Source organism: Arthrobacter sp. CAU 1506 (genome assembly GCF_005047635.1).
In the GTDB taxonomy this organism is placed as follows: domain Bacteria; phylum Actinomycetota; class Actinomycetes; order Actinomycetales; family Micrococcaceae; genus Crystallibacter.
Genome location: NZ_SUKC01000020.1, coordinates 24,070 through 45,616, shown reverse-complemented (window position 1 = coordinate 45,616; position 21,547 = coordinate 24,070). Strand labels below are relative to the sequence as shown.

17 protein-coding genes and 1 pseudogene are annotated in these 21,547 nt (G+C 61.9%); 9 read left to right on the top strand and 9 right to left on the bottom strand.

The annotated features are described in order from the left end of the window. Positions 1-32 precede the first annotated feature (32 nt). The 6 genes from E4J89_RS17530 to E4J89_RS17510 all read left to right on the top strand — a co-directional run bounded on the left by E4J89_RS17530 (position 33) and on the right by E4J89_RS17510 (position 6,239). Positions 33-1,109, top strand: coding sequence for an LLM class flavin-dependent oxidoreductase (locus E4J89_RS17530; protein WP_136787504.1), 1,077 nt, complete (start codon positions 33-35; stop codon positions 1,107-1,109). Beyond that, the gene (locus E4J89_RS19480) at positions 1,106-1,282 is read left to right on the top strand and encodes a hypothetical protein (RefSeq protein ID WP_169304057.1); all 177 of its coding nucleotides are present in this window, start codon (positions 1,106-1,108) and stop codon (positions 1,280-1,282) included. The genes E4J89_RS17530 and E4J89_RS19480 overlap by 4 nt, the downstream gene beginning before the upstream one ends. Beyond that, entirely contained in the window at positions 1,279-2,715 is a 1,437-nt protein-coding gene (locus E4J89_RS17525; protein ID WP_136787503.1) for a cytosine permease, read from the top strand. Before E4J89_RS19480 ends, E4J89_RS17525 begins: the two co-directional genes overlap by 4 nt. Positions 2,716-2,738: 23 nt before the next feature. Then, positions 2,739-3,041: an EthD family reductase gene (locus E4J89_RS17520; RefSeq protein WP_136787502.1), complete on the top strand. Its 303-nt coding sequence runs from the start codon at positions 2,739-2,741 to the stop codon at positions 3,039-3,041. After that, positions 3,038-4,735 (top strand): amidohydrolase family protein, encoded by a 1,698-nt coding sequence (locus tag E4J89_RS17515; protein ID WP_136787501.1) that lies wholly within the window; start codon positions 3,038-3,040, stop codon positions 4,733-4,735. Before E4J89_RS17520 ends, E4J89_RS17515 begins: the two co-directional genes overlap by 4 nt. A gap of 109 nt (positions 4,736-4,844) precedes the next feature. Beyond that, positions 4,845-6,239, top strand: a complete 1,395-nt coding sequence (locus E4J89_RS17510) for an NAD-dependent succinate-semialdehyde dehydrogenase (protein WP_136787500.1) — start codon at positions 4,845-4,847, stop codon at positions 6,237-6,239. A gap of 729 nt (positions 6,240-6,968) precedes the next feature. On the opposite strand, the pseudogene E4J89_RS19830 reads toward E4J89_RS17510, so the two are convergent. The 8 genes and pseudogenes from E4J89_RS19830 to E4J89_RS17470 form a co-directional block, all read right to left on the bottom strand. After that, positions 6,969-7,395 (bottom strand): annotated as a pseudogene (locus tag E4J89_RS19830) (leucine zipper domain-containing protein); the annotation flags it as partial. A gap of 76 nt (positions 7,396-7,471) precedes the next feature. Continuing rightward, positions 7,472-9,061, bottom strand: coding sequence for a thiamine pyrophosphate-binding protein (locus E4J89_RS17500; protein ID WP_136787498.1), 1,590 nt, complete (start codon positions 9,059-9,061; stop codon positions 7,472-7,474). Then, a complete protein-coding gene (locus E4J89_RS17495) occupies positions 9,058-10,665 on the bottom strand; it encodes an amidohydrolase (RefSeq protein WP_136787497.1) in 1,608 nt (535 codons plus the stop codon). The genes E4J89_RS17500 and E4J89_RS17495 overlap by 4 nt, the downstream gene beginning before the upstream one ends. Before the next feature lie 14 nt (positions 10,666-10,679). Beyond that, positions 10,680-11,828 carry an FAD-dependent monooxygenase gene (locus tag E4J89_RS17490; RefSeq protein WP_136787496.1) on the bottom strand — a complete coding sequence of 383 codons (1,149 nt, stop codon included), beginning with the start codon at positions 11,826-11,828 and terminating at the stop codon, positions 10,680-10,682. 41 nt (positions 11,829-11,869) lie between these two features. Further along, positions 11,870-12,976, bottom strand: coding sequence for an ABC transporter ATP-binding protein (locus E4J89_RS17485; protein WP_136787495.1), 1,107 nt, complete (start codon positions 12,974-12,976; stop codon positions 11,870-11,872). Further along, entirely contained in the window at positions 12,973-13,515 is a 543-nt protein-coding gene (locus E4J89_RS17480) for an ABC transporter permease subunit (protein ID WP_240691968.1), read from the bottom strand. The genes E4J89_RS17485 and E4J89_RS17480 overlap by 4 nt, the downstream gene beginning before the upstream one ends. A 269-nt stretch (positions 13,516-13,784) precedes the next feature. Next, positions 13,785-14,687: an ABC transporter permease gene (locus tag E4J89_RS17475; RefSeq protein WP_136787493.1), complete on the bottom strand. Its 903-nt coding sequence runs from the start codon at positions 14,685-14,687 to the stop codon at positions 13,785-13,787. 37 nt (positions 14,688-14,724) lie between these two features. Then, positions 14,725-15,831, bottom strand: a complete 1,107-nt coding sequence (locus tag E4J89_RS17470) for an extracellular solute-binding protein (protein ID WP_136787492.1) — start codon at positions 15,829-15,831, stop codon at positions 14,725-14,727. A gap of 456 nt (positions 15,832-16,287) precedes the next feature. Here E4J89_RS17470 and E4J89_RS17465 point away from each other — a divergent pair, with 456 nt between their 5' ends. Both E4J89_RS17465 and E4J89_RS17460 read left to right on the top strand, forming a co-directional pair. After that, positions 16,288-16,908 carry a cupin domain-containing protein gene (locus tag E4J89_RS17465; RefSeq protein ID WP_136787491.1) on the top strand — a complete coding sequence of 207 codons (621 nt, stop codon included), beginning with the start codon at positions 16,288-16,290 and terminating at the stop codon, positions 16,906-16,908. Positions 16,909-17,225: 317 nt separating this feature from the next. Continuing rightward, complete coding sequence (locus tag E4J89_RS17460) at positions 17,226-18,413, top strand: CaiB/BaiF CoA-transferase family protein (RefSeq protein ID WP_136787490.1); 1,188 nt, start codon at positions 17,226-17,228, stop codon at positions 18,411-18,413. Between the two features lie 17 nt (positions 18,414-18,430). Here the strand turns inward: E4J89_RS17460 and E4J89_RS17455 are convergent, their stop codons facing one another. Next, on the bottom strand, positions 18,431-20,017 hold the full coding sequence (locus E4J89_RS17455) for a PucR family transcriptional regulator (RefSeq protein ID WP_136787489.1): 1,587 nt from the start codon (positions 20,015-20,017) through the stop codon (positions 18,431-18,433). A gap of 80 nt (positions 20,018-20,097) precedes the next feature. Here E4J89_RS17455 and E4J89_RS17450 point away from each other — a divergent pair, with 80 nt between their 5' ends. Then, positions 20,098-21,528 (top strand): aminotransferase class III-fold pyridoxal phosphate-dependent enzyme, encoded by a 1,431-nt coding sequence (locus E4J89_RS17450; protein ID WP_136787488.1) that lies wholly within the window; start codon positions 20,098-20,100, stop codon positions 21,526-21,528. Positions 21,529-21,547 lie beyond the last annotated feature (19 nt).

Sequence of the window (21,547 nt, the reverse complement as noted above, 5' to 3'; positions counted from 1 at the left end):
CCCACCCACCCATTTCCTAAATAGGAGGAACTATGCGTATCGGTCTTTTGCAGGAAGGCGACCTGGCAGGCACAACCGTCTCCGAGCGGTATCACCAGCTGATCGAGGAGGTATCTTTGGCCGACCGACTCGGCTTTTCGACCTGGGGCACATCCGAACAGCACTTCAGCCCGCCAAACTTTTCGGTAGCGGCACCGGAAGTGCTCTACTCCGCCATCGCCATGCGGACCAACAACATCAAGCTGCGGACCATGGCTTCGGTAATGCTCAAATGGAACCATCCCATCCTCGTAGCCGAACGGCTGGCAACCCTGGACATCGTCTCGGGCGGGCGGGCGGAGATCTGTACCGCGCGTTCGAACAACCTGACCACTCTCGGCGCTTTCGGCGTTGACCCCAAGGACACCCGCGCGCAATGGGAAGACTCCATGGACGTGCTCATCAAGGCCATGACCGACGACAAACTCGAACACAACGGTCCCGTTTGGCAGATCCCACCGGTTGAAGTGGTGCCCAAGCCCATCACGGGCCCGCACCCGCCCATGTCCGTCGCAGCTTCCAGCGTCCAAACCCACACCAACGCCGGCCGGAGGGGTATCGGGGCCATCTCGTTCGAGAACTACTTCGGATTCGACTACCTCCAGGAATGCCTTGACGCTTACCGCACCGCCTTTGACACGGCCGACCACTCATCGGTCAAGGCGCCGAACGACTACCGCGGACTCTATGTGGCCACCGCATACTGTGCCGAAACCCGCGAAGAAGCCCGCGCCATTGCCCGCGACATCGCATTGCGGTACTTCAAGTTCATCCTGGACCTCTACATCCCACTGTCGAAGAACCCCGCCTACGAATACCTGGACACGCTGGATCAACTGATCGAGCACGGCGACGACCTGGACTGGCTATGCGACTACACGCCCTCGGTCATGATCGGCACCCCGCAGGACTTCATCGAGCGTATCGAGCGCCTCGAGGCCATGGGCGTGGACGAGGTCCTGCTGCGTATCGACGGCATGGGACACGAGAACATCATGAAGTCTCTGGAACTCATTGGCTCCCAGGTCATCCCGCAGGTCGACCGCGCCCGCCAGGAAGTCCTCCGGTGACGGCCACCCCAAGCCCGGCAGATGCAGGCAGCCTTGAGCTGGCCGAACTCATCGAGGCCATCGAACAGCCCGAAAACCAAGGGGATCCGCTGCTGGTCCGGGACTACGTCCTGCTGCTGCTGGCTACCGTCGCCATGCCCGTTGTCCTGATCCTCATCGGAGGCCTGCTATGAGCCTGAAGAACACCACCAGCGTGCCGTCCGCCGTTGATTCCCAAGCCGTCGAAAACGGTTGGCCCCAGTTGAAGTCCCAGCGTACCTGGGGGCCTTTCGCCGTCTTCTCGACCTCAGTGTCCACGGCCATCGCCACCTGGTGTTTCATCATCGGCGGCTTTGCCGCCTATTATCTGCCCGCCGGCCAGGGCACCCTTGCGGTACTGGCAGGATCCCTGATCGGCATCCTGTTCATCGTCCTGGCTTGCCTGCCAATCAGCGCCAAGTACGGCATCGACGCCGTTTCCGGGTCGGTGCCGCAACTGGGCACCCGAGGCTCCCTGCTGGCCGTCGTACTGATCTACCTGGCCACCCTTGGTTGGAACGTATACCTCTTCGTGCTGCTCGGACGGGCGATGGTGTCCATCGGCGGCGCTTTCGGTCTGCATCTGCCGGGCTGGTCGGTCGGAGCCTCCGGCGCCATCGCCGTTCTGGTGGTACTGCTCCTGCTGCGCAAGGGATCAGCAGCTGTTCGAAACTTCAGCCAGTTCATCGCCATCGCCGTGCTTATCCTCGCCTTCGTCATCATGGGCCTTCTGATCAACAGCGCCGGTCTGGACACCCTGCTGGCCGCACCCGCGGTCGCCCCCGCCGAAGACCCCAAAGTCAACTGGGCCAGCGCAATGGAAGTGCTGATCGCTTCCAACCTGTCCTGGTGGGCCTACACGGGGGCGATGGTCCGAAACTCCCCCAGCGCACGGAAGTCTCTCTGGCCGGTCGTGTTCGGCCTCGGCCTGGCCGTCGGGGTCGGCTCGCTCACCGGACTGTACGGCGGACTGCTGCTCCCTGACTCCGGAGGCGACCCCACCCAATTCCTGGTCGAAATCGGCGGCCCGGTCTTCGGCATCCTCGCGCTGGCCTTCATCGTGCTTGCCAACATCGGCACCGCTGTTGTCGGCGTCTACGCAGCGACCGTCGCCGTCCGGCAACTGCCGGTCATCCGCAACAGCTCATGGGTTTTTTCCACCTGGGTCAGTGCCCTCCCCGCCCTGATCCTGGCCGGGTTCTTCGCCGACAGCGTCTTCAACAGCTTCGGCACGTTCCTTGCCTTTCTGGGGATCGGCTTCGCACCGATCTGCGGCATCCAGATCGCGGACTATTTCTTCCTGCGCCGCCAGCACTACGACGTCAAGTCGCTGTTCGATACAACGGCGACTTCACGCTACTACTACTGGGGCGGGGTCAACCCGGCAGCCTTCATCGCGTTTGCCGCAGGAGTCGCGACCTATCTTTACCTGCTGGACCCCGTCACCTACATATCCAGGGCACCGTTCCAGTTCACCACCGCGACCATACCTGCCGTCGTCATCTCCGGACTTATCTACTGGCTGGGCGCACGCTTCATCTTGCGCCCGCTGGGCAAGGGCGGCTATGCGGCCCACATCCGGAACTAATCTCTCCCAAGGAGCGCATCCCTATGTATGACCTGTTTGTCCTCTACAACCGGCCCGAGGACCTGGACATTTTTGACCGGCACTACACCACCACGCACATTCCGCTGGTCCGGCAACTGCCCCTGCTGCAGGATTTCACTTGGGGCAAGGTGGCGGAAAAGGAAGCCAACGGATACTACGTCATCGCCCGCCTGACCTACGCGTCAAAGGAGGAGGCCGACGCTTCGATGGCCTCGGAGGCAGGACAAGCATCGGTTGCCGACCTGGCCAACTTCGCGCACGCCGGAGCCACCGTGCTTAGCGTCCCGCGGGCAGGACAGCAGTGAACCGCGGAACAGGGCCAACCGGACCGGCAGACACGGTCATCCGGGCCGGCCGTGTCATCACCCTCGGCACCGGCGAACCCGACGGCCCGGCCGCAGTATGCATCCGCGACGGCCTTATCCAAGCGGTCATCCCGGCCGCCGAAGCCGGTACCTGGATCGGGGACCGCACTACTGTCCTGGACATGCCCGAGCGCACCCTCATGCCCGGCTTCGTCGACCCACATGCCCACGCGGAGGTGGCAGCCAAGGCCAGCTACCAGATGGTCGATGTCCGCGCACCCGGCTGCCCGGATATCGACGCGGTGCTGCAGACCCTGCGGGACAGCCTCCCCCAGGCACGCGAGGGCTGGCTGGTGGCCCAGGCAAACCTGTTCTTCGACCAGAAACTGGCCGAGCGCCGTTTTCCCACCCGGGACGAACTCGACAGCGTCAGCACTGACATCGCAATTGCCGTCCGTGCCGGAGGTCACCTGAGCATTCTCAACAGCCGAGCCCTGGAACTGAGCGGCATCGACGATTCCTATGAAGCCGTCGAATACAGCATCACCGGAAAGCCCTCCGTCCTGCGCTATGCTGACGGCCGACCCAACGGCATCGTCACCGAAATGGACAAACTGCTGCCCTTCCCCGCCCTTTCAGCCGCACAGTCCCGCGAGGCAATCGAATCAGGCATCCGGGATCTGTTCACCGCCCATGGCGTGACCACCATCGGAGAAATTTCCGAGTCCCGCGAAGGCCTCGAAATCTACGACGATGCCTTGGCCGAAGGTCGCATAGCCGCGCGGATCCATGTCTACTTGTGGACCCCGGGCACGGTCTCCCTAGACGAAGCCTGCACACACCACACCTGGACAAACTTTCGTTCAGACGCATCGGTGCTGAAGATCCAGGGAGTCAAAGCATTTTCCGACGGCGGCTACTCCGCAGCCCGTGCGGCCCTGACCCGGCCCTACGCCCTGGACGGCCACAACTGCGGGGAGTTGGCCCTGTCCACGGACCAGATCATCGAACTCGCCCGCCGCACCCAAGCCGCCGGACTGCAGTTGGCCATCCACGCCAACGGCGACCGCGCCCAAATGGAGGTCTGTCAGGCGCTGGCCGGAATCGCTGATGAACATCCGGACGGGCCCCGCATCAGGATCGAACACGCCGGCAACTTCGTCCCCGACTACCCCACGCTCTCCCGCGCCTGGTCCGACGCCAGGATCGTGCCCGTGCCGCAACCGGTGTTCATCTACAACTTCGGAGAATTCGTCCCCGCCTATGTGGGCGCTTATGCCCGCGACCTGCAGTTCCCCTTCCGAACAATGCTCAACGACGGCTGGCCGATTTCGGGCAGTTCCGATGTATGGGTCGGTTCGGAAATCGGACAAACCAACCCCTTCCTCAGCATCGCCAGCGCGGTTATGCGCCGGACGTTCCATGGCCACACCCTCACTTCCGAGCAGGCCCTTTCCATCCATGAGGCTCTGCGCATGCACACCTTGGGCGGTGCCCAAGCACTCGGGGAGGAAAACACCCGAGGCTCGTTGGAACCGGGCAAACTGGCCGACCTCATCGCCCTTGACCGGGACCCGCTCAGCACCGACCCGGAAGACCTGACCAGCATCAGCGTTGAAGAAGTCTTCCTCGGAGGCGAGCACGTTTATACCCGCGGCAATACAGTCGCTGAGGCGGCCGCAGGCACGGATTGAAACACCCGCACTGATACCGGGCCCCGCGGGGCTCGAGCCCCCTAAGAAGTAGCGACCGGTGGCTCCTGCGCCAGGAGGCCTTCCGTTGCTCACGAAAAAGAGGAAAACATTGAGCACCATCGACATTGCGGTTGCGAAGTCGACCAACCCCGCCACCGGGGAAAACATCGCCACTTACCCGTACTTGGACGCACCGGGTATTTCGGATGTAGTGAAGTCGGCGGTACAGGGTTTCACAGTATGGAGGAACACGACTCCGACAAAGCGAGTTGCAGTTTTCCGTCGACTTGCGCAGTTCCTGCGCCGCGACACAGACAACCTTGCCGGAGTTATCACCGCCGAGATGGGAAAGCCGGTGACGCAGGCACGGGCAGAGGTGAACAAATGTGCCGACATGCTCGACTGGTACGCCGAAAACGGACCCGCCATGCTCGGTGACCAGTCCACGACCATCGGTCCCGAGGCCTACATCTCGTACCTGCCGACCGGAACCGTGCTGGCCATCATGCCGTGGAACTTCCCGCTCTGGCAGATACTTCGGGGTGCCGTGCCGATCATGCTGGGCGGCAACGGTTACCTCCTCAAACCAGCCACCAACGTCGTCGGCTGCGCGCTGAAACTCGAAGCACTCTGGGAAGAGGCCGGCCTACCGGAAGGCGCCTTCGCGGTGTTGAACTGCGACCGAGACCAGATACCCGGCATCATCCACCATCCAGCCATCACCGGAGTCGCCCTAACCGGGGGCACCTTGGCCGGACAGAGCGTCGCCGCCGAGGCCGGCCGGGCGCTGAAGAAAGTCATCCTCGAACTCGGCGGCTCCGATCCGTTCATCGTTCTGGCAGACGCCGACCTGGACAGCGCTGCCCAGGCTGCAGCCACAGGCCGCATGACGAACGCCGGTCAAGTCTGTATCTCTGCCAAGAGGATCATCGTTGAACGCGCCGTCTACGCCGAGTTCACCGCAAAACTCACCCGCCACGTCGAAAGCTTCAAAATCGGCGACCCTAGGGATCCGGACACTTTCATCGGGCCGATGGCTAAAGAGGAAGCCCTGCTCGAGGTCGACAACCAGGTCAGACGCGCCGTCGAGGAAGGCGCCGAACTCCTCACCGGCGGTCACAGGCTTCCCCGCCCCGGCTCCTTCTACGCACCCACCGTCTTAGCCGGCGTCACAGAGTCCATGGCAGTCTTCCAGGAAGAGGTCTTTGGTCCCGTTGCCACAGTCATCCTCGCCGAAGACACCGAGGACGCACTGGCTAAGGCAAACAACTCCGAATTCGGCCTCAGCGCAGCCATCTGGACGAAAGACAACACCAAGGCAAGGCAAATGGCCCGCCAGATCGATGCCGGCGGCGTATTCATCAACGGCCCCTCTGTCTCAGACCCGCGCATCCCTATTGGAGGTGTTAAGAAGAGCGGTTTCGGGCGCGAACTTTCCTACCTGGGCGTGCACGAGTTCACCAACATCCAAGCGGTCTGGGACCAGACACATCAGCCCCGTTAAAACCGGGACGGTCGCCTCGGGATCATAGAAACGGAAAGACGTTCCATGGCCCACGGAGTGCACGTAATCACCCTCGAACCTGCTGCCGAAACATGCTGGAGCGCTCTCCAAGAGCAGCTGGACACCGCCCATGAGGAAGTCCGATCCTTCGCCATGTCAGGCGGAATACACGGAGTACTGATCACCCGACACGGCCACCATGCCTATACCGTCGCCGTGAGCCCCGAAGTCCCATACGGAATGACGTACGAGCGGAAGACCCGAGAACCGCCTAAGGAAGGCACGCGCCCTTCCCCTCCCCAAAAGACTTGGCGGCGCTTCGAAAGGCGCCTGACAGCGCCGTAGGAGGCGGCTGCGTCCACCAAAAACACCGGCACTATCCTGTCGGTGCTCCCCGGTGCTCCGTCCGATACCACCGGCAGCCGAGCCCGGACCGGACTCGGCATCCGGCATCCGGAAGCACTGGCGCTCGTGCATGTTTCAAACTCTGTCGCGTAAGCCGGTCCGCCACCGCGACATGGATGAGCGAGGACTTATGCATGGCTTTGAATGGCCGAGCGCAATGGAATCCATGTTGCACCAAGGCACGTGAATGTCCCGTTAGAGGCTGCTCCCTCGAGACACCTGTCCGGACATACTCACGGTTATGGGCGAGCAAGAGGATTTGCAGAAGATGCAAAAACTCCCGACTGCCAGCGAATGTGCTGTTTGTGCAGGTCAAGGCATGGTTTTCATTGGCAGGCCGGTCCCCTGGTCCAGGCAGGCGAGTTGGGGTATCCGGTATCTGGCCAGGACTTTTCTCAGTGTCGATCGGGCCAGATGCAGTGGGCCGTGTCAGCGATGCGGTGCGTCCCCAACGACGGTTGAATCGCTTCGCCGGGATCCGCCGTTCGGGTCGGATTGGTGTGCGGTTCGGGCTCCGGCGCGGCCGGGACGACACATCGGCTATGCCGTCCTCCCCGCGGGGTCGGTACCGGACACACCCATTTCTTCGCGGTGGCTGGCGAGAACTGGAAACGTTCAGCGGCCGGCGCAGCGCCCAACCCTGCTCGATGACTAGGGTGGGCGAGTTATCCCGAGCCTTGTTTATCAGGTCGGCGTTGGCATGAGTAAGACACGAGGGCCTCCTGGCATCGAGATGAGTGTAGTGACCCATATCGATACCGGAGGTGCCCGCCCTTACATCACGCCACGCTGTTCAGAACCTCAGAAGGAACTACGCCTAGGGCTGCTCAAAATTTCCCTAGTGGTACATGAATCAGCGTGGGGCCGTCGAATATCGAGGCCTTCTGAAGAGCCTCTCTGAACGCCTCTAGACTGTCGACTTCCACACCTTCGCCGCCGAATCCACGAGCCAACTGCACGAAATCCGGCGGTGAGAACTCGACTGCCATTGGAGGGATACCGCGCGCAACCATTCCTTCCCGGATCTCGTTGAAGCCGCCATTGGAGAAGACCACAACCGGAATACACAGGTTCATGCGCGCTGCTGTAGCGAACTCTTGGATACTGAACATCAGCCCGCCTTCGCCAGTCACGGCGAGGACGTGATCGGCGACTTCTGCTACGCTGGCACCGATCGCTCCCGGAAGCGCGTAGCCCAACGTTCCGTATCCTGCCGGATAGAGGAAGCGATTTGCCCCTGCCGCTGGCCAAAAGTAGGCCGTGCCGAAGTAGGTGGCCTGCGAGCTGTCGCCAGCGATGATTGTGATTCCACTGAAGGTTTCAGAAATTATCTGATGGAACGCGGCGTATGGGCCGCCTTCGGCGACAATCTGCTCCCTCAAGCGGGGCCGCAAGGAGGCCAACCATCGCTCGTCTTGCTCCAAGCCCTCGCTGATCCGGGCAGAGAGCGCACGCAGACACGGGCCTGAATCGCCAAGCAGCGGGTACTCGGACGAAGCGTTCTTTTGAAGCTGACGTTCGTCGATGTCAATACGGATCACAGTTTTGAGGCCCAGCGGTTCAGATGTCCAGGTCTCAGAGGATCCAAGATCGCTGCCAGCTACGACCACACATTCTGCCTCGCATAGGATATCCCGTCCCGCAGCGAGCCGGAGCGCGACGCCGAGGGAAAGCTCGTGGCGCTCGTCAATGATGCCTTTGGCGTTTGCAGTGGTGATGACAGGGGCGCCGAGGCGTTCTGCCAACAATTGAACCGCTGCTGGGTCTGAAGCTGTCCCCCGGCCGGCAACTACCACCGTACGGCGCGAGCGGGACAGCGCCCCGGCTGCGGCGGCTACCGCTTCTACTGCTGGCAGCTCGGCAACGGGGAGGTCTGGTAGCAGTTTGGCCGGGTCAACGTCCGCATCGCTTTCGAGGACATCAAGCGGAAGCTCTAGGTAGACCGGGCCTTGCCGCCCCACCGCCCACCTGGTCATCGTGTGGTCTATGAAATCAACTGCTTCCTTTCCGCTTCCGGCACGGCAGGACGGTAGCAGCGTGGCAAGATGGTCGATCTGACTCGGCAGCTCGTGGAGCCATCCCACGTTGAGGCGGTGGATGGTTTCCGGCGGTCCGGGTGCAATCGCCATGACGGGTACTGACGCAGCCAATGAGGTTGCGAGGGCCGTAGTCGCATTTGTGATCCCAGGCCCTGTGGTCGTCAACAAAACCGCTGGCCTGCCCGTTACTCGCGCGTAAGCGTCCGCGGCGAAGCCCAGTCCCTGCTCATGATGGGCCGTTATCACCTGCATCCCCACCAGATCCGCGGCGCGAAACAGCTCTAAATTGTGGGTTCCCGGTATGCCGAACACCGTGTCGACGCCGAATGCTTTAAGGCGGCGCAGGACGGCTTCCGCCACCGTGGCTGACCGGGTCATTGTGCCTCCTCATACTCGTCCAAGCTGCCATAGACAAACTGCCCGCCAATGATGGTTGCTAGGGTGGTGATGGTATCGAACGCCTCTGGCGAGACGTCAAACGGATTCTTGTCGATCACAATCAAGTCGGCCAGTTTGCCGATTTCGAGGCTTCCCTTGTCGGATTCCTGACGGGTGGCGAAGGCTGCGTCTGTTGTGAATCCGCGGAGCGCTGAGGTCACGTCAAGCCGCTCGGCATCATTGATTGGTACCCCGTTCTTGTTCTTCAGTTCGAGCATGCACTTCATGGTGAACCACGGGTTGGTGGTAAATGGCTGTGCACCTGCCGTGTCGGAATTGCCCGGGACAATCCCTTGAATGTCGCGGAGGGTCTTCAATGCGTACTTGTTGGCCCCAGGAGGTTGTCGCCGCTCTGGGTCATCCGGTTCGGCAAAGACAAACCCAGGGTTGGGGACCGCGATGCCTCCGGCCCGAACCAGCCGCTCAAGTCGGGAAGTATCCCTGCTTTCATTGAAGAAGTGTTCAATCCGAAGACGGTGTTCGAGTTGGGGATGCATCTCATGTACACGCTCAACTGCTGAAACAGCGATCTCTTGGGCGAGATCACCGATGGCGTGCGTGCAGACCTGGATTCCTGCTTCACTTGCACGCACCAACTCCCCCACAAGTGTGGGATAGAGACGGGTCAGCAAGCCCCACTGCTCCGCGTTTTGGTCAACGACGCCGGAGCGGTAGGCTCCGTCCCTGCCGCCGTCCATGAATATCTTAATTCCTTGCAGCCACATCCGGTCATCGCCGAAGCCCGGCCCGAGTCCGTGGAAGGCGAAGTCTGAACTGGAGATCAGCGGCTGGTGTCCCGGCGCAGCCGTCAGCAACAGTCCGATCCGCGGGATGCACCCCTGCGCTGCGAGGCTCCGCAGAGCACCGATTCCAGCGGTAGATCGTCCGATTTCGTGAACAGTGGTCACGCCGTTACTCAGGAAGAGCGATCGCAGGGACTCTTCCAGCGCCTCCGCGAACTCTCCAGGTTCGGGCTCTGGTGCGACGACGAGATCCCAGCCTTCTTCGACAACGCCGTTCAGCCGCCCGGTCTCGTCCTTCTGGATACGGACGCCGACAGGAGGAACCGTCCTAACCGTGATCCCACTCGCTGTCAGTGCAGCAGTGTTCAAAACAAACTTGTGCATCGTCCAGCGGACTGCCACCGGGTTGTGCGGTGCGGCCTCGTCCAATTCGTCCTTGGACGGCAGGTCCTGGCCGAAGGTGCCTTGAAATACCAGCCACTGGCCCTTCTCCAACTGCTCGCACCGCGAACGCACTTCTGCCAGGATGGCTGACCGGTCCAGCCCCCGCACGTCATGCCAAAAGTGGCGTGAAAGCGCAATGAATTCGACGTGGGTGTGGACATCGATAAGACCAGGAAGGACGGTTCGTCCGCCCAGATCATATACAAGTGCATCCGTGGCCAACGCTGACATTACGTCGTCACGATTACCTCGGGCGATGATGCGGTCTCCGTCGATGGCGATTGCCTCGACGACGCTCGCTTCCTCGTCCATCGTCAGGATGGTCGCGTTGACCAACGCAAGCTGCTTTTCCTTCATCGGCGTTGCTCCCACTACTGCTCCGGGGCGGTGTTGCCAAGCTGCCGGGGCGCCACGGTCCCGCCACGCCAATAGAACTCCCAACGGCTGCCCAGCGAAGGCGACTTGGACACTGCAGAGAAGAGTTTACTGCGCAGCGGCGCCATCGACCGCGGCCACTTGTAGTTCAGGATGTCGTATGCGGTGGTAAGTCGTTGGACCATGTTGATTCGGGGCCGGGAAGAAGTTTCCCAGTCTTCGAGGGCCGTGGGGGTATCGGGAGCGGAAGCCATGCACTCGGCCAGCTCCCATGCGGCGGCGATGGCCACGCCCGCACCTTGGCCGAGGTTCGGGGGCTGCGCGTGTGCGGCGTCGCCGATGATCGCTACATTGCCCTTCACCCAAGTGTCGCAGTGAACAAAATGGTGGCGGTGGTGGACGGACAGTTCCGGGGTGACGGCTTCGAAGTATTCGGCTAGGTGCGGGAAGTGCCGGCTCCAGTAAGCCGTGTCTAGCGGAACGCGGGTGGCACGACGTTCGCGTTCGGGACCGATTATGAACATGTATGTGTACTCATCCGAGCATGGGGCGATACCCACGCGCAATTGTCCAGACCAGTGCTCTGTGCTGAAGAGTCCCTCATTGTCGAAGCGCGGGACGAGAACTCGAGTTGCGCCGTCGCCGAGGCCTATCTTGTAGCGCGCCAGGTCGAGGGAGTCACGCACTCTTGAATGTAGGCCGTCGGCTCCGATGACCAGGTCAGCGTCCTCCTGCGTTCCATCGGAGAAGTAGAGGGTGCCCTCGGAGGCAGCGCCAACTACCTTCCGATCGGTATGTAGCCTGACTCCGAGTTCAAGCGCTCGGTCTCGGAGCGAGTTGTGAAGATCCGAGCGCAGCGTCACGACTAATCGTTCCTGGCTGACATCTCGATTGACAACGACCCGCTGGTCCTCATCCACGATACGGGCCGCTTGGATGCGAACGCCCCGTTTCGATAGCCCTTCTGTTAGGCCGAGGCTGTCCAAGACAGCGAAGCTATTCTCCTTCAGGTAGATACCGGCCCCGATTTCCCTCGGTTCCTTCGACTGTTCGTAGACATCGACTTCGAAACCGAAGGACTTTAGCGCCGCCGCGGCCGCTAGGCCGGCAATCCCAGCACCCGCGATTGCTACTCGTTTAGTCATTACGCACTTTCCTATCTTTGGTTCTGAATACGGACCGGGGCTTAGACGCTCATTACGTGGACTGCAGAAGCCGGGACGAAGAGCTTCAGACTGTCGCCCACGTCGAGCCGCCCGTCGTCGCCGATGTTCCGCCGAGCAACCAAGCGTCCGATCTCGGGGACGCTGATGTGAAGCTGCACATGTTCACCGAGCAAATGCTGTTCCTCCAGCTCCCCGGTAAAGCGCAGACCAGGCCCGGATTCTGGATGGTTGCCAATGACAAAGGACCGCGGCCGGATTGCGAGTTCGACGTCTCCGTCTATTGGCGAGTCGTGTGGGAAGGACTGGCCGTAAGCATGGACTATGCCGTCTCCGGCCTGTGCCTCAAGGACATTGGAGTCCGAAAAGAATCGCGCTACAAAGCCGTTGGGCGGGCGGTGGAACAGGGACATTGGTGTGTCGAGCCCGGCGAATTGGCCTTCGTTCATGATCGCCACCCGATCCGAGAGGACTAAGGCTTCTTCCTGATCGTGCGTGACGTAGACTACGGTGGTGCCGATTTGGCGATGAACACGCTTGATTTCTTCTTCCATTTGGAGCCTTAGGCTGCGGTCGAGCGCCCCGAGCGGCTCGTCCATCAAGAGGATTTCCGGTTCATAGGCCAGTGCACGGGCCAGGGCCACTCGCTGTTGTTGGCCGCCAGAGAGCTGCGATGGTTTGCGGCGTGAGTGCTTCTCGAGCCCGACGATTTCCAGCATTTCGTTGACTCGCGCCTGAAGCTTGGGTCCGCGACATTTCCGCAGTTTCAATCCGTACGCTATGTTTTGCTCGACGGTGAGGTGCGGAAACAGTGCGTAGTTTTGGAACACCATGCCCAGCTTGCGTTCCGATGGTGGCAGGCTTCCCAGATCGACGTCCCCAAGCATGAGGCTTCCGCTGGTCGCACTTTCAAATCCTGCGATAATGCGCAGCAAGGTGGTCTTGCCAGATCCGGACGGCCCCAGGAGCGTTAGGAACTCGCCGGCATGCACGTCCAGGTCGATAGAGCGCAGCACCTCCAACTCACCGAAGCTCTTGGTCAGCTTTTCGATGTGCAGGGCAGCGGACCTAGCGGTCACCGATGGGGCACCGGCTCCCGAGCGCGGTTGGGGTTGGACTGAGACGGTCATTTGATATCCTTCCTCAGCGCGGAGCCCAAGAGCATGATTCCCGCCGTCGTGATCATAAGAATGGTGGCCATCGCCGTGATGGCGGGGTCTACGCCGTATTGCACGGAGTCGAAAATATACTTGGGCAAGGTCACCAGCCCGACACCGCCGAGGAACGTTATGAAAACCGCCTCGTCGAAGCTACTGATGAACCCGAACAGCATGGCCGCGGCAATTGCAGGCACCAGCAGCCGGAGCGTAATGCTCGTCCATGCCTTGAGTCGGTTGGCCCCCATTGTCATGGCGGATAGCTCAAGGTCGGGGCGGATCTGGTCAAGCGACGTCGACAGCACGATTACGACCATGGGAAGTGCGTGAACGGTGTGCGCCAATATGATTCCAAACTTTTCACCTAGAAGGTCCAATTGGGCAAATACCGCGTAAAGTCCGACGGCATAGGCTGAGATGGGAATGACGAGAGGCGCGATGGCGGTAGCCTCGAGCAATCCGCGGCCGGGCATGACGCTTCGCTTCAGGGCGAAAACCAGTGGCAGCGCCACTAGGAGTGAGCCGAAAGCGACCCATGCCCCTATCTCCAGGGACATCAGGGTGGGCGCCCCCCATTTTCCCGAAGTGAATACGGCGATGTACCGGTCCAACCCCCAGCTCTGAGGGGGGAAACTTACCCGCCGATCATTGGAAAAGGACAGGAGCGCGATGAATAGAGCCGGCGCCAACAGGAAAATGACGGCACAAGTCACGAGGACACGCCCTAGGATCTTGGAGGCTCGGTCGATGGTTCGGTTCCTCCGCCCATGGATCGTGCGGCTCATTTCTCAAGGCCCCCTTTGAGTGCTTTTACGCCGACCGTCTTCAATGTCGCGATCAGGACTGTCAGCGCGATGACGAGCAAAATCACTGAGGACGCCGCGGCCCGCGGATAGTTGAAGTACGCAAAAATGTCGTCACCGATGACGGTCGCCATAAACGGAGTTTGGGCTCCTCCGAGGAGCACCGGCGTGATGTAGAACCCGATACTGATGGCAAAGACGATCGCGCCACCGGCGACCAGCCCGGGCCTAACCAGTGGCAGCCAAACCCTATACATCGCTCCGGTGTTGGAAGAGCCGAGCACGCTGGCAGAGTTGAGCAGCTCCTTATCAAACCCGGCCATGGTTGGATACATAGCCAATACCGCATAGGGAAGCATGGTGTAGGTCATACCAAGGACTACCGCCATAGGTGTGTAGAGGAGAGTCATTGGCTCGTCGATCAAGCCAATACGCATGAAAAATGAGTTGATCAGACCGTTGTTTGCGAGCAGTACGGCCCATGCATAGGTCTTAACCACCACGCCCATCCAGAAGGGCAGCAGCACCGCTGTCCAGAGCAACGTTTTGAGGATCTTGTTACCTGGTTTACTCAAGGACCAAGCGAGACTTCCTCCTAAGAGGAGGCACAATACGGTCACCACGGCCGACATCAGCAGCGTGCTCACCAGAGAATTACGTATCGCCGCGGACTGGAAGACTGCAGAGTAGTTGGAGAACCCGCCGCTGCCTCCAGTGAACGAATCAATGCCAAGCTTCACCAGCGGATAGACGATGAAGAGAAGAGCGACGATGACCAGCGGAGCCACCATGAACACAGCAGGCAGCATAGGCAAGGCCGCACTCCATGGTCCTGACCTCCCAACCTTCAACCTTTGCGGGTGAGAATCAACGTGTGTCATGCCGCTCTCCTCTTCATCACTTCCGTATCTCCTCGGGCTACCCGCGGAGGAATTCCTGCCATCGAGTATTGACTTCCTCGTAATTTTCGACGTACCAGTCGTAGTTCATGAGGCCCAGCAGTTCCCGATTGGCAGGGAAGTCGGCAAGGGTCTCTGCGACCTCGGCACTGACGAAATCGAACGCCTCCGGATGCGGGACCGAATACCCCAGGGCCTCGCCCCACGCCGCCTGTGCTTCGGGGTGGGTGGCTACCCACTCGACGAACTCCCAAGCTTCTTTGCTGTTGCTGGAGCCCTTGACAACGTTGTAGAAACCGGGGTTGTAAAGCCCTTCGTCCCATGTGATGTTCATCGGTATGCCTTGCTTATCCACTTGGTAAGCGCGGCCGCTGTAGCTGATGCCCATGTCCGCTTCGCCCGTTTCGAACACCTGCATGTTTTGATCGCCAGAAGACCAGAACGTTGCCATCTCGCTCTTGATGGATTCAAGGGTTTTGAACGCGCGGTCCAGATCGATCTCGTGAGTCGCCAAATCTTCGACCGCCACGCCGTTTGCGATTTCGGCCAAACTGAGGTTCACCATCGGAGAGGTGGCGATACTCGTCCGCGAACCGGGGAAGTCCTCGGAGTTGAAGAATTCAGTGGTCTTGGACGGGCACTTTTCGACCGCTTCAGTTCGACAAGCGATGATGTAGCCGAGCGCGGACCAAGTGATGCCGAATTCGGTTACCGCGCTTTCAGGTAGTTCTTTCAGGATGCGGTCTCGGACGTCGTCCGGCATCCTTTCAATGAGCCCTTGATCGTAGGCGATGTAGGCGTCCGGCCCCGAAGTGGAATCCAAGATGTCCCACTCGATGTTGTCCGCCTGCTTTTGAGATTCCAGCGATGCCAGAAACTTCCCGGGCGCATCCACAATCTGCACGTCGTACCCGGTCTCTTCGACGAACGGGGCAACCAGGTGTTCCTGAGTCGCTGATGTGAACGGGTCCCCCCAGCTCGCGATAACCAGTGAGGGGGTCTCTCCTTCCGCCCCCGAAGTGCCGGATCCGCCACCGCATGCGGTGACTGTCAGGAGTGCTGCTGCTGTCGCCGCCGACGCACCCAAGGCATTTATCCGTGGACGGCGCTTAAAAAATGGCTTCATGATTCGTCTGCCTGTTCAGTAGGAATGTACTCACTAGCTCATAGCGGTCCGGCTTGCCCAGAGCATGGAAGTTTCTCTTCGCATGCTCCAGCCAGGCCGAACATCATCAGCAGCAGGTCCAACCCGAACCACTGCTTCAGGATGAGACTCTGGTAATGCTTCGGGCTGCTCTCACTACTTCAGAAGTCTTTAGCTATACCAAAGCATTCTGAAGTGAGCGTACTCACACATCGCCACATTGGCAAGCGATTCAGCAAACGGTTACAACTGCACATTTCCGAGCATCTCAGTCACTACATCAGTCACTGAAGGCGTTTCCCCTGGGTCTTGCCATGGGCGCGATACTCCAGATTTGAAGTGGCCGTAAAGACTCGGAAGACAAGTAGGCCTATGATTCTTCCTTAAGCGCCACTAAAGTCGGGTACAGATGATGACTAACATGAGGAGAATGGCCTGATGGATGCCGGACCACCCCAACTGACTGACGAAAACACTGACTTTGCCAAGAAGACACAGGACGACGTGGAACTCGGGCGGCGCATTCGAGCCATCCGCACCGCTAAGCGGCTGTCACTGCGCGTTGTCTCAGCTGGTGCCGGGATCTCGGAGGGGTTCCTGTCACAAGTGGAACGCGGCAAGGCCAGCCCTTCAGTCGCCTCCCTGCGGCGTATATGCCAAGCACTGGACGAACCGATGGGTTCACTCTTCGCGGACTCTACCGGGAGCGAGCAAGATGAGACGCTGGTCCGAGTCGCTGACCGTCGAAGAGTTTTCCGGCCCGACGGCAGCGCAGACTACATGGTGACGCCGCGTGGATCACGCCATCTGGAAATCCACCACAACATCATCTCTCCAGGCAGAAGTTCCGGCCCAGAGCTTTACACACACGCTGGCGAAGAGGAGTGCATTCTGGTCCTCGAAGGCATGCTTGCCGTCCGTCGAGGGGCTCGTGAATGTGTCTTAAGCCCAGGAGATTCTCTCTTGTTGGATCCAAAGGTTGGCCACGGCTTCATGAATCCCGGAACGGTCCCAGCTTCCGTGTTGTGGATCATTTCCCCTGCCAACGGAGACATGTAAGTTGACGACGGCCTGAACACAGAGGCCTCGGGTCTCTACGGTCAATCGCGCCAGAGCCTGGCACTTGAATGGCTGTCCTGCTTGGACTGTTCAGTTCAAGTTCACAAACCGGTTTGCAGCTGTAACGCAAAAAATGTTGCAGAGACTCAACTTGTTAATCAAACCATAGCTGCCGAATACACCCTGCTTCGTATGGGTAAGGCGGGAAATATGGCTTTTAGACGAATCGTCCAACCGACTGGGCGAGACATCTGATCCCATAAGGAGCGCTCTGCCGTAAACTCGGCGGCACATCAAGCTTTTGGGAAGGACCGATCGTGCCTGACTCAGCCAGCCTTGAGGCGCCAGCTCCCGCGGAAAGGCCACTCGAGGGCCTGCTGGTCGCTGACTTCTCGCGGGTGCTTGCGGGCCCGCTGGCCACGATGACCTTGGCTGATCTCGGCGCGCGGGTCATCAAGGTGGAGCGCCCGGGCACCGGGGACGACACCCGCAGTTGGGGTCCGCCGTATTCGGCTACCGGAGCCACCTACTTCGAAAGCGTAAACCGCAATAAGGAATCGATCTGCCTGGACCTGTCGCAGCCCGGAGACCGGCAGCTGGCCCGCAAACTGGCGGTGGCCGCCGACGTCGTCATCGAAAATTTCAAACCCGGCGGGATGGACAAGCTCGGGCTGGGCTATGAGCAGCTCTCAGCCGAGAACCCAGGACTGGTTTACGCCTCGATCTCCGGCTTCGGTTCGGCCGAGGGCGCGTCGCTGCCCGGCTATGACTTCATAGTCCAGGCAGTGGGCGGCCTGATGAGCATTACCGGGGACGCTGACGGCTCACCCTATAAGGCCGGAGTCGCACTGGTGGACGTACTCACCGCCAAGGATGCCACCATCGGCATTCTGGCGGCGCTGCGGGCCCGCTCCGCCAGCGGCCTCGGCCGCCGGCTGGAGGTCAACCTGCTCTCAAGCCTGCAGGGCGCCCTGGCCAACCAGGCCCAGGCCTACTTGGGTGCAGGCAATGTCCCCCAGCGGATGGGCAACGAGCACCCATCCATCGTTCCTTACCAGTTGCTGGAATGCGCCGACGGCCCCCTGGCCGTGGCCTGCGGCAACGACGGGCAGTTCCGCCAATTGGCCAACATCCTGGGAGTGCCACGGCTCGCGGACCACGAGCGCTTCGCCACCAACAGCGCGCGGGTGCAACATCGCAGGGAACTCATTCCGCTGTTGGAGCAGGCACTATCCTCGGCTCCCGCCGCGGTGTGGCAGGACAAGCTGACCGGGGTCGGTGTTCCCGCTGGCCCCGTCGCCACCATCGCGGAAGGCATCAGCTACGCGGAGTCGCTCGGGCTGGCTCCCACGATCGAAGTCCATGATGCCGCCGGCCGTCCGGCTGGCCGCCAGGTCCGGCACCCGGTCTCCTGGACGCCGGCATTCGAACCGCGCGCTGCTGCCCCGCCCGCCCTCGGCGAACACACCGCTTCGGTGCTGGAGTGGCTGCGCTCTCTGGACTGACATCAGAGGGACTGACATCAGAGGCCCCGCCGGCGCAAGGCCAGCCACAGGTGCGCGACGACGTCCGGATCGTCGAGGGTAACTCCAAGCAGCCGTTCGGCCACCGCCATGCGATGGCGCAGCGAGTTCCGGTGAACCTTCAACTGGCGGGCGGTATCCTCCCAACGACCCTGATGACGCAGGTAGGCCGCCACGGTCTCCAGGAGCTCAGCGCGGGAGTACTCCGCAAGCGCCTCGACCCACCTGTCGGCTCGTGCCTCATCGTCAGCTGCCATGTCCACCAGCCTGCCCACGGGAGCGGCGACCGCGGCACGGTGCACGGCCGCCATCGCACCCTTAATCTCCTCCAAGCCGAGCGGCTCGGTCCAGGCCGCAGCCGTTTCCACGTCCACGGCGCCAGGCCCAGCGCCAGGCCCAGACGGGGCCCAGGCAGCCCCGGCGGGCACGGCGGTTCCTGCCCAGGCCAGAAGTTCCCCCTCGGCGTTCCCTTCCCCAGGCAGGCCGGCCGGCACCGGTTCCGTTAGCCCAGCGTCCAGCAGGAAGTAGGCCACCGCGTCCTCGTCATAGCGAAGTATGCAGCTGGCCACCGCCGCCGCGGGCAGGCTGCCGCCGTCGGCCAACTGGAGCCGGGACACCGCACCGGGCAGCGTGGGGACGGCGTCCGCCGTGGGGATACGCGCCGCCAGCACGCGGACGCGCTCCGGCAGCGGCCCGAGGTTTCCGTCGTTGGCCACCAAGCGGGCGGCCTCCACTTGACCCCGGGCGATCAGTTTGGCAACAACGGAACCCAGCACCGCCGTCGTGCCCAGGAGTTCGTCGCGCTGCTGGGCCTTCAAAGCCAGCAGCACACAAACTGTCATGATGATCTGTCGGTCGGCTTTGGTCAGGGTTCGGCCGGAGCCGATGGCGAGGAAGCCGTCGATCCGTCCTCCGACGAGGATCGGGTACTCCACGACGGGTGTGCCGTGCAACCAGAACGTTGCCGCGGAATGAGCACCGGCAACGTTGAGCCGTGTGGTTTCCAGCTTGAGATGCGGCAGCAGCGACAGCGCACTCGCCGGCCAGACGGTGGCCTCTTCCCCATCGTCGGCGGGCAGGTAGGCCACCCAGCCGCCCAGGGCCTGGGCCAGTCCCTGCACGACGGACGGCAAAGCGTCCGCGCGCATGGTCGCCCGGGCCAAGGCGGTCTGCGTTCCCAGGTTCGCTATCACCCCGGCCTGATCACTTCGCGATGCCAGCTCCCAAAACGTCCGCGAGACGTCCAGGAACGGTACGCCGTCGGGGACCACCAGCAACTCCACACCTTGGGCGGAGCATGCCCGGACCAACTCCGGCGGCACGCTGTCCAAGCCTTCTCCCAACCCCAGCCCCAAAGCGGCCACACCCTTGGCTGCCAGCCGCTGCACGTAATCCTCCACCGCTTCGGCGGCTCCGCCCAGGGGTATGCCGGTCGTCAGCAGCAACTCCCCGCCCTCCAGGTAGGCGCCGGGGTCGGCAAGCTCGGAGACATGCACGCCGGAGAGCTGGATCCCCGGTACAGACCCGGGAACCGCCGGTCGGAGCGCATCTCCGAGTTCATTGCTGAGCTGGGCAAGGGAAACCATGGACTGATTATCCAATACAACCGGAAGCTCTGGGCAGAACATCCGATGACCCGGCGACGATCCGCGCTTAGCGTTGCCGTATGACCGATGCCCTCACCTCCGAGGCGGCGCCCGCTTCCGCCCTCCCCCAGTCCCGCCACCTCGCCACAGCCATTCCCGGCCCCCGTTCCCAGACCCTGCACCAAGAGCGCCAGGCGCAGGTGACCGACGGCTTCGGCATCGTACTGCCGGTCTTCGTCGAGCAGGCCGATCGCGGCATCCTGCAGGATGTGGATGGCAACCGGCTGATCGACTTCGCCTCCGGAATCGCAGTGACCAGCATTGGAGCCAGTCATCCCCGCGTCCGCGAGCGGGTGGCCGCCCAACTGGAGAGGTTCACCCACACCTGCTTCATGGTCACCGAATACGAGTCCTTCACCAAGGTGGCCCAGTGGCTGAACGAGCACACCCCCGGGGATTTTGAGAAGCGCACCGCTCTGTTCTCCACCGGAGCCGAGGCCGTGGAGAACGCCGTCAAGATCGCCCGCTCGGCCACCGGCCGCAGCAAAGTGCTGGTCTTCGACGAGGCCTACCACGGCCGCTCGCTGCTGACCATGGCGATGACAGCCAAGGACAACCCGTACCGGCTCAACTTCGGTCCCTTCCCGGCAGAGGTGGTCCGGGCTGCCTCGGCCAACCCGTTGCGCCCCGGGGCCATAAATCACGACGCCGGTGCTCCCGCTTCCGCGGAGGATGTCACCGCAGCTGCCCTTGCCTCGACGGAGGCCACCTTGGCCGAGCACGGCACGGAAAACTTCGCCGCCATGGTGATCGAACCTATCCAGGGCGAAGGCGGCTTCGTGGTGCCGGCACCGGGTTTCATCGCCGGGCTGCGTGAGATCGCGGACCGGCACGGCATCATCCTGGTGATCGACGAGATCCAGGCCGGCATGGGCCGCACCGGAACGCTTTTCGCCAGCGAGCACGAGGGCATCGCCGGCGACATCACGCTCACCGCCAAGGCGCTGGCCGGCGGCCTGCCACTCAGCGCCGTGACCGGACGCGCCGAACTGATGAACGCCGTCCACGCCGGTGGGCTCGGCGGCACCTACGCCGGCAACCCGCTCGCCTGCGAGGCTGCGCTGGCCGTTTTCGAAGCATTCGAGGACGGCAGCCTGCTGGCCAACGCCCGCGCCATCGAAGCCGCCGCACGCGAAGTGCTCGAGCCCTTGGTCGCCGAGACCGACTCAGTGGCCGAGTTCCGCGGGCGCGGCTCCATGCTGGCCCTGGAGTTCGCCGACCGTGGCACCCTCGCCCCGCGTGCCGATCTGGCCAAAGAGGTCTCCGCCCGCTGCCACGCGCAGGGAGTGCTGACCCTGACCTGCGGCACCTACGGCAACGTCATCCGGCTGCTGCCGCCGCTGGTCATCGGCCCGGACCTGCTCGCCGACGGCCTCCAGGTGCTGCGCCTGACCATCCTCGACGTCACGGCCGAAGACAATGCCGTTGCAGACGCCCCCGCACTTGCCTGAGCACGGGCGACCGGGCCGG

What these genes read in the sequence shown, in the direction of transcription:
- E4J89_RS17530 (WP_136787504.1), top strand. Translation starts at nt 33, where the DNA reads ATGCGTATCGGTCTTTTGCAGGAAGGCGACCTGGCAGGCACAACCGTC.
- E4J89_RS17525 (WP_136787503.1), top strand. Translation starts at nt 1,279, where the DNA reads ATGAGCCTGAAGAACACCACCAGCGTGCCGTCCGCCGTTGATTCCCAA.
- E4J89_RS17520 (WP_136787502.1), top strand. Translation starts at nt 2,739, where the DNA reads ATGTATGACCTGTTTGTCCTCTACAACCGGCCCGAGGACCTGGACATT.
- E4J89_RS17500 (WP_136787498.1), bottom strand. Translation starts at nt 9,061, where the DNA reads ATGACCCGGTCAGCCACGGTGGCGGAAGCCGTCCTGCGCCGCCTTAAA.
- E4J89_RS17495 (WP_136787497.1), bottom strand. Translation starts at nt 10,665, where the DNA reads ATGAAGGAAAAGCAGCTTGCGTTGGTCAACGCGACCATCCTGACGATG.
- E4J89_RS17490 (WP_136787496.1), bottom strand. Translation starts at nt 11,828, where the DNA reads ATGACTAAACGAGTAGCAATCGCGGGTGCTGGGATTGCCGGCCTAGCG.
- E4J89_RS17485 (WP_136787495.1), bottom strand. Translation starts at nt 12,976, where the DNA reads ATGACCGTCTCAGTCCAACCCCAACCGCGCTCGGGAGCCGGTGCCCCA.
- E4J89_RS17475 (WP_136787493.1), bottom strand. Translation starts at nt 14,687, where the DNA reads ATGACACACGTTGATTCTCACCCGCAAAGGTTGAAGGTTGGGAGGTCA.
- E4J89_RS17470 (WP_136787492.1), bottom strand. Translation starts at nt 15,831, where the DNA reads ATGAAGCCATTTTTTAAGCGCCGTCCACGGATAAATGCCTTGGGTGCG.
- E4J89_RS17465 (WP_136787491.1), top strand. Translation starts at nt 16,288, where the DNA reads ATGGATGCCGGACCACCCCAACTGACTGACGAAAACACTGACTTTGCC.
- E4J89_RS17455 (WP_136787489.1), bottom strand. Translation starts at nt 20,017, where the DNA reads ATGGTTTCCCTTGCCCAGCTCAGCAATGAACTCGGAGATGCGCTCCGA.
- E4J89_RS17450 (WP_136787488.1), top strand. Translation starts at nt 20,098, where the DNA reads ATGACCGATGCCCTCACCTCCGAGGCGGCGCCCGCTTCCGCCCTCCCC.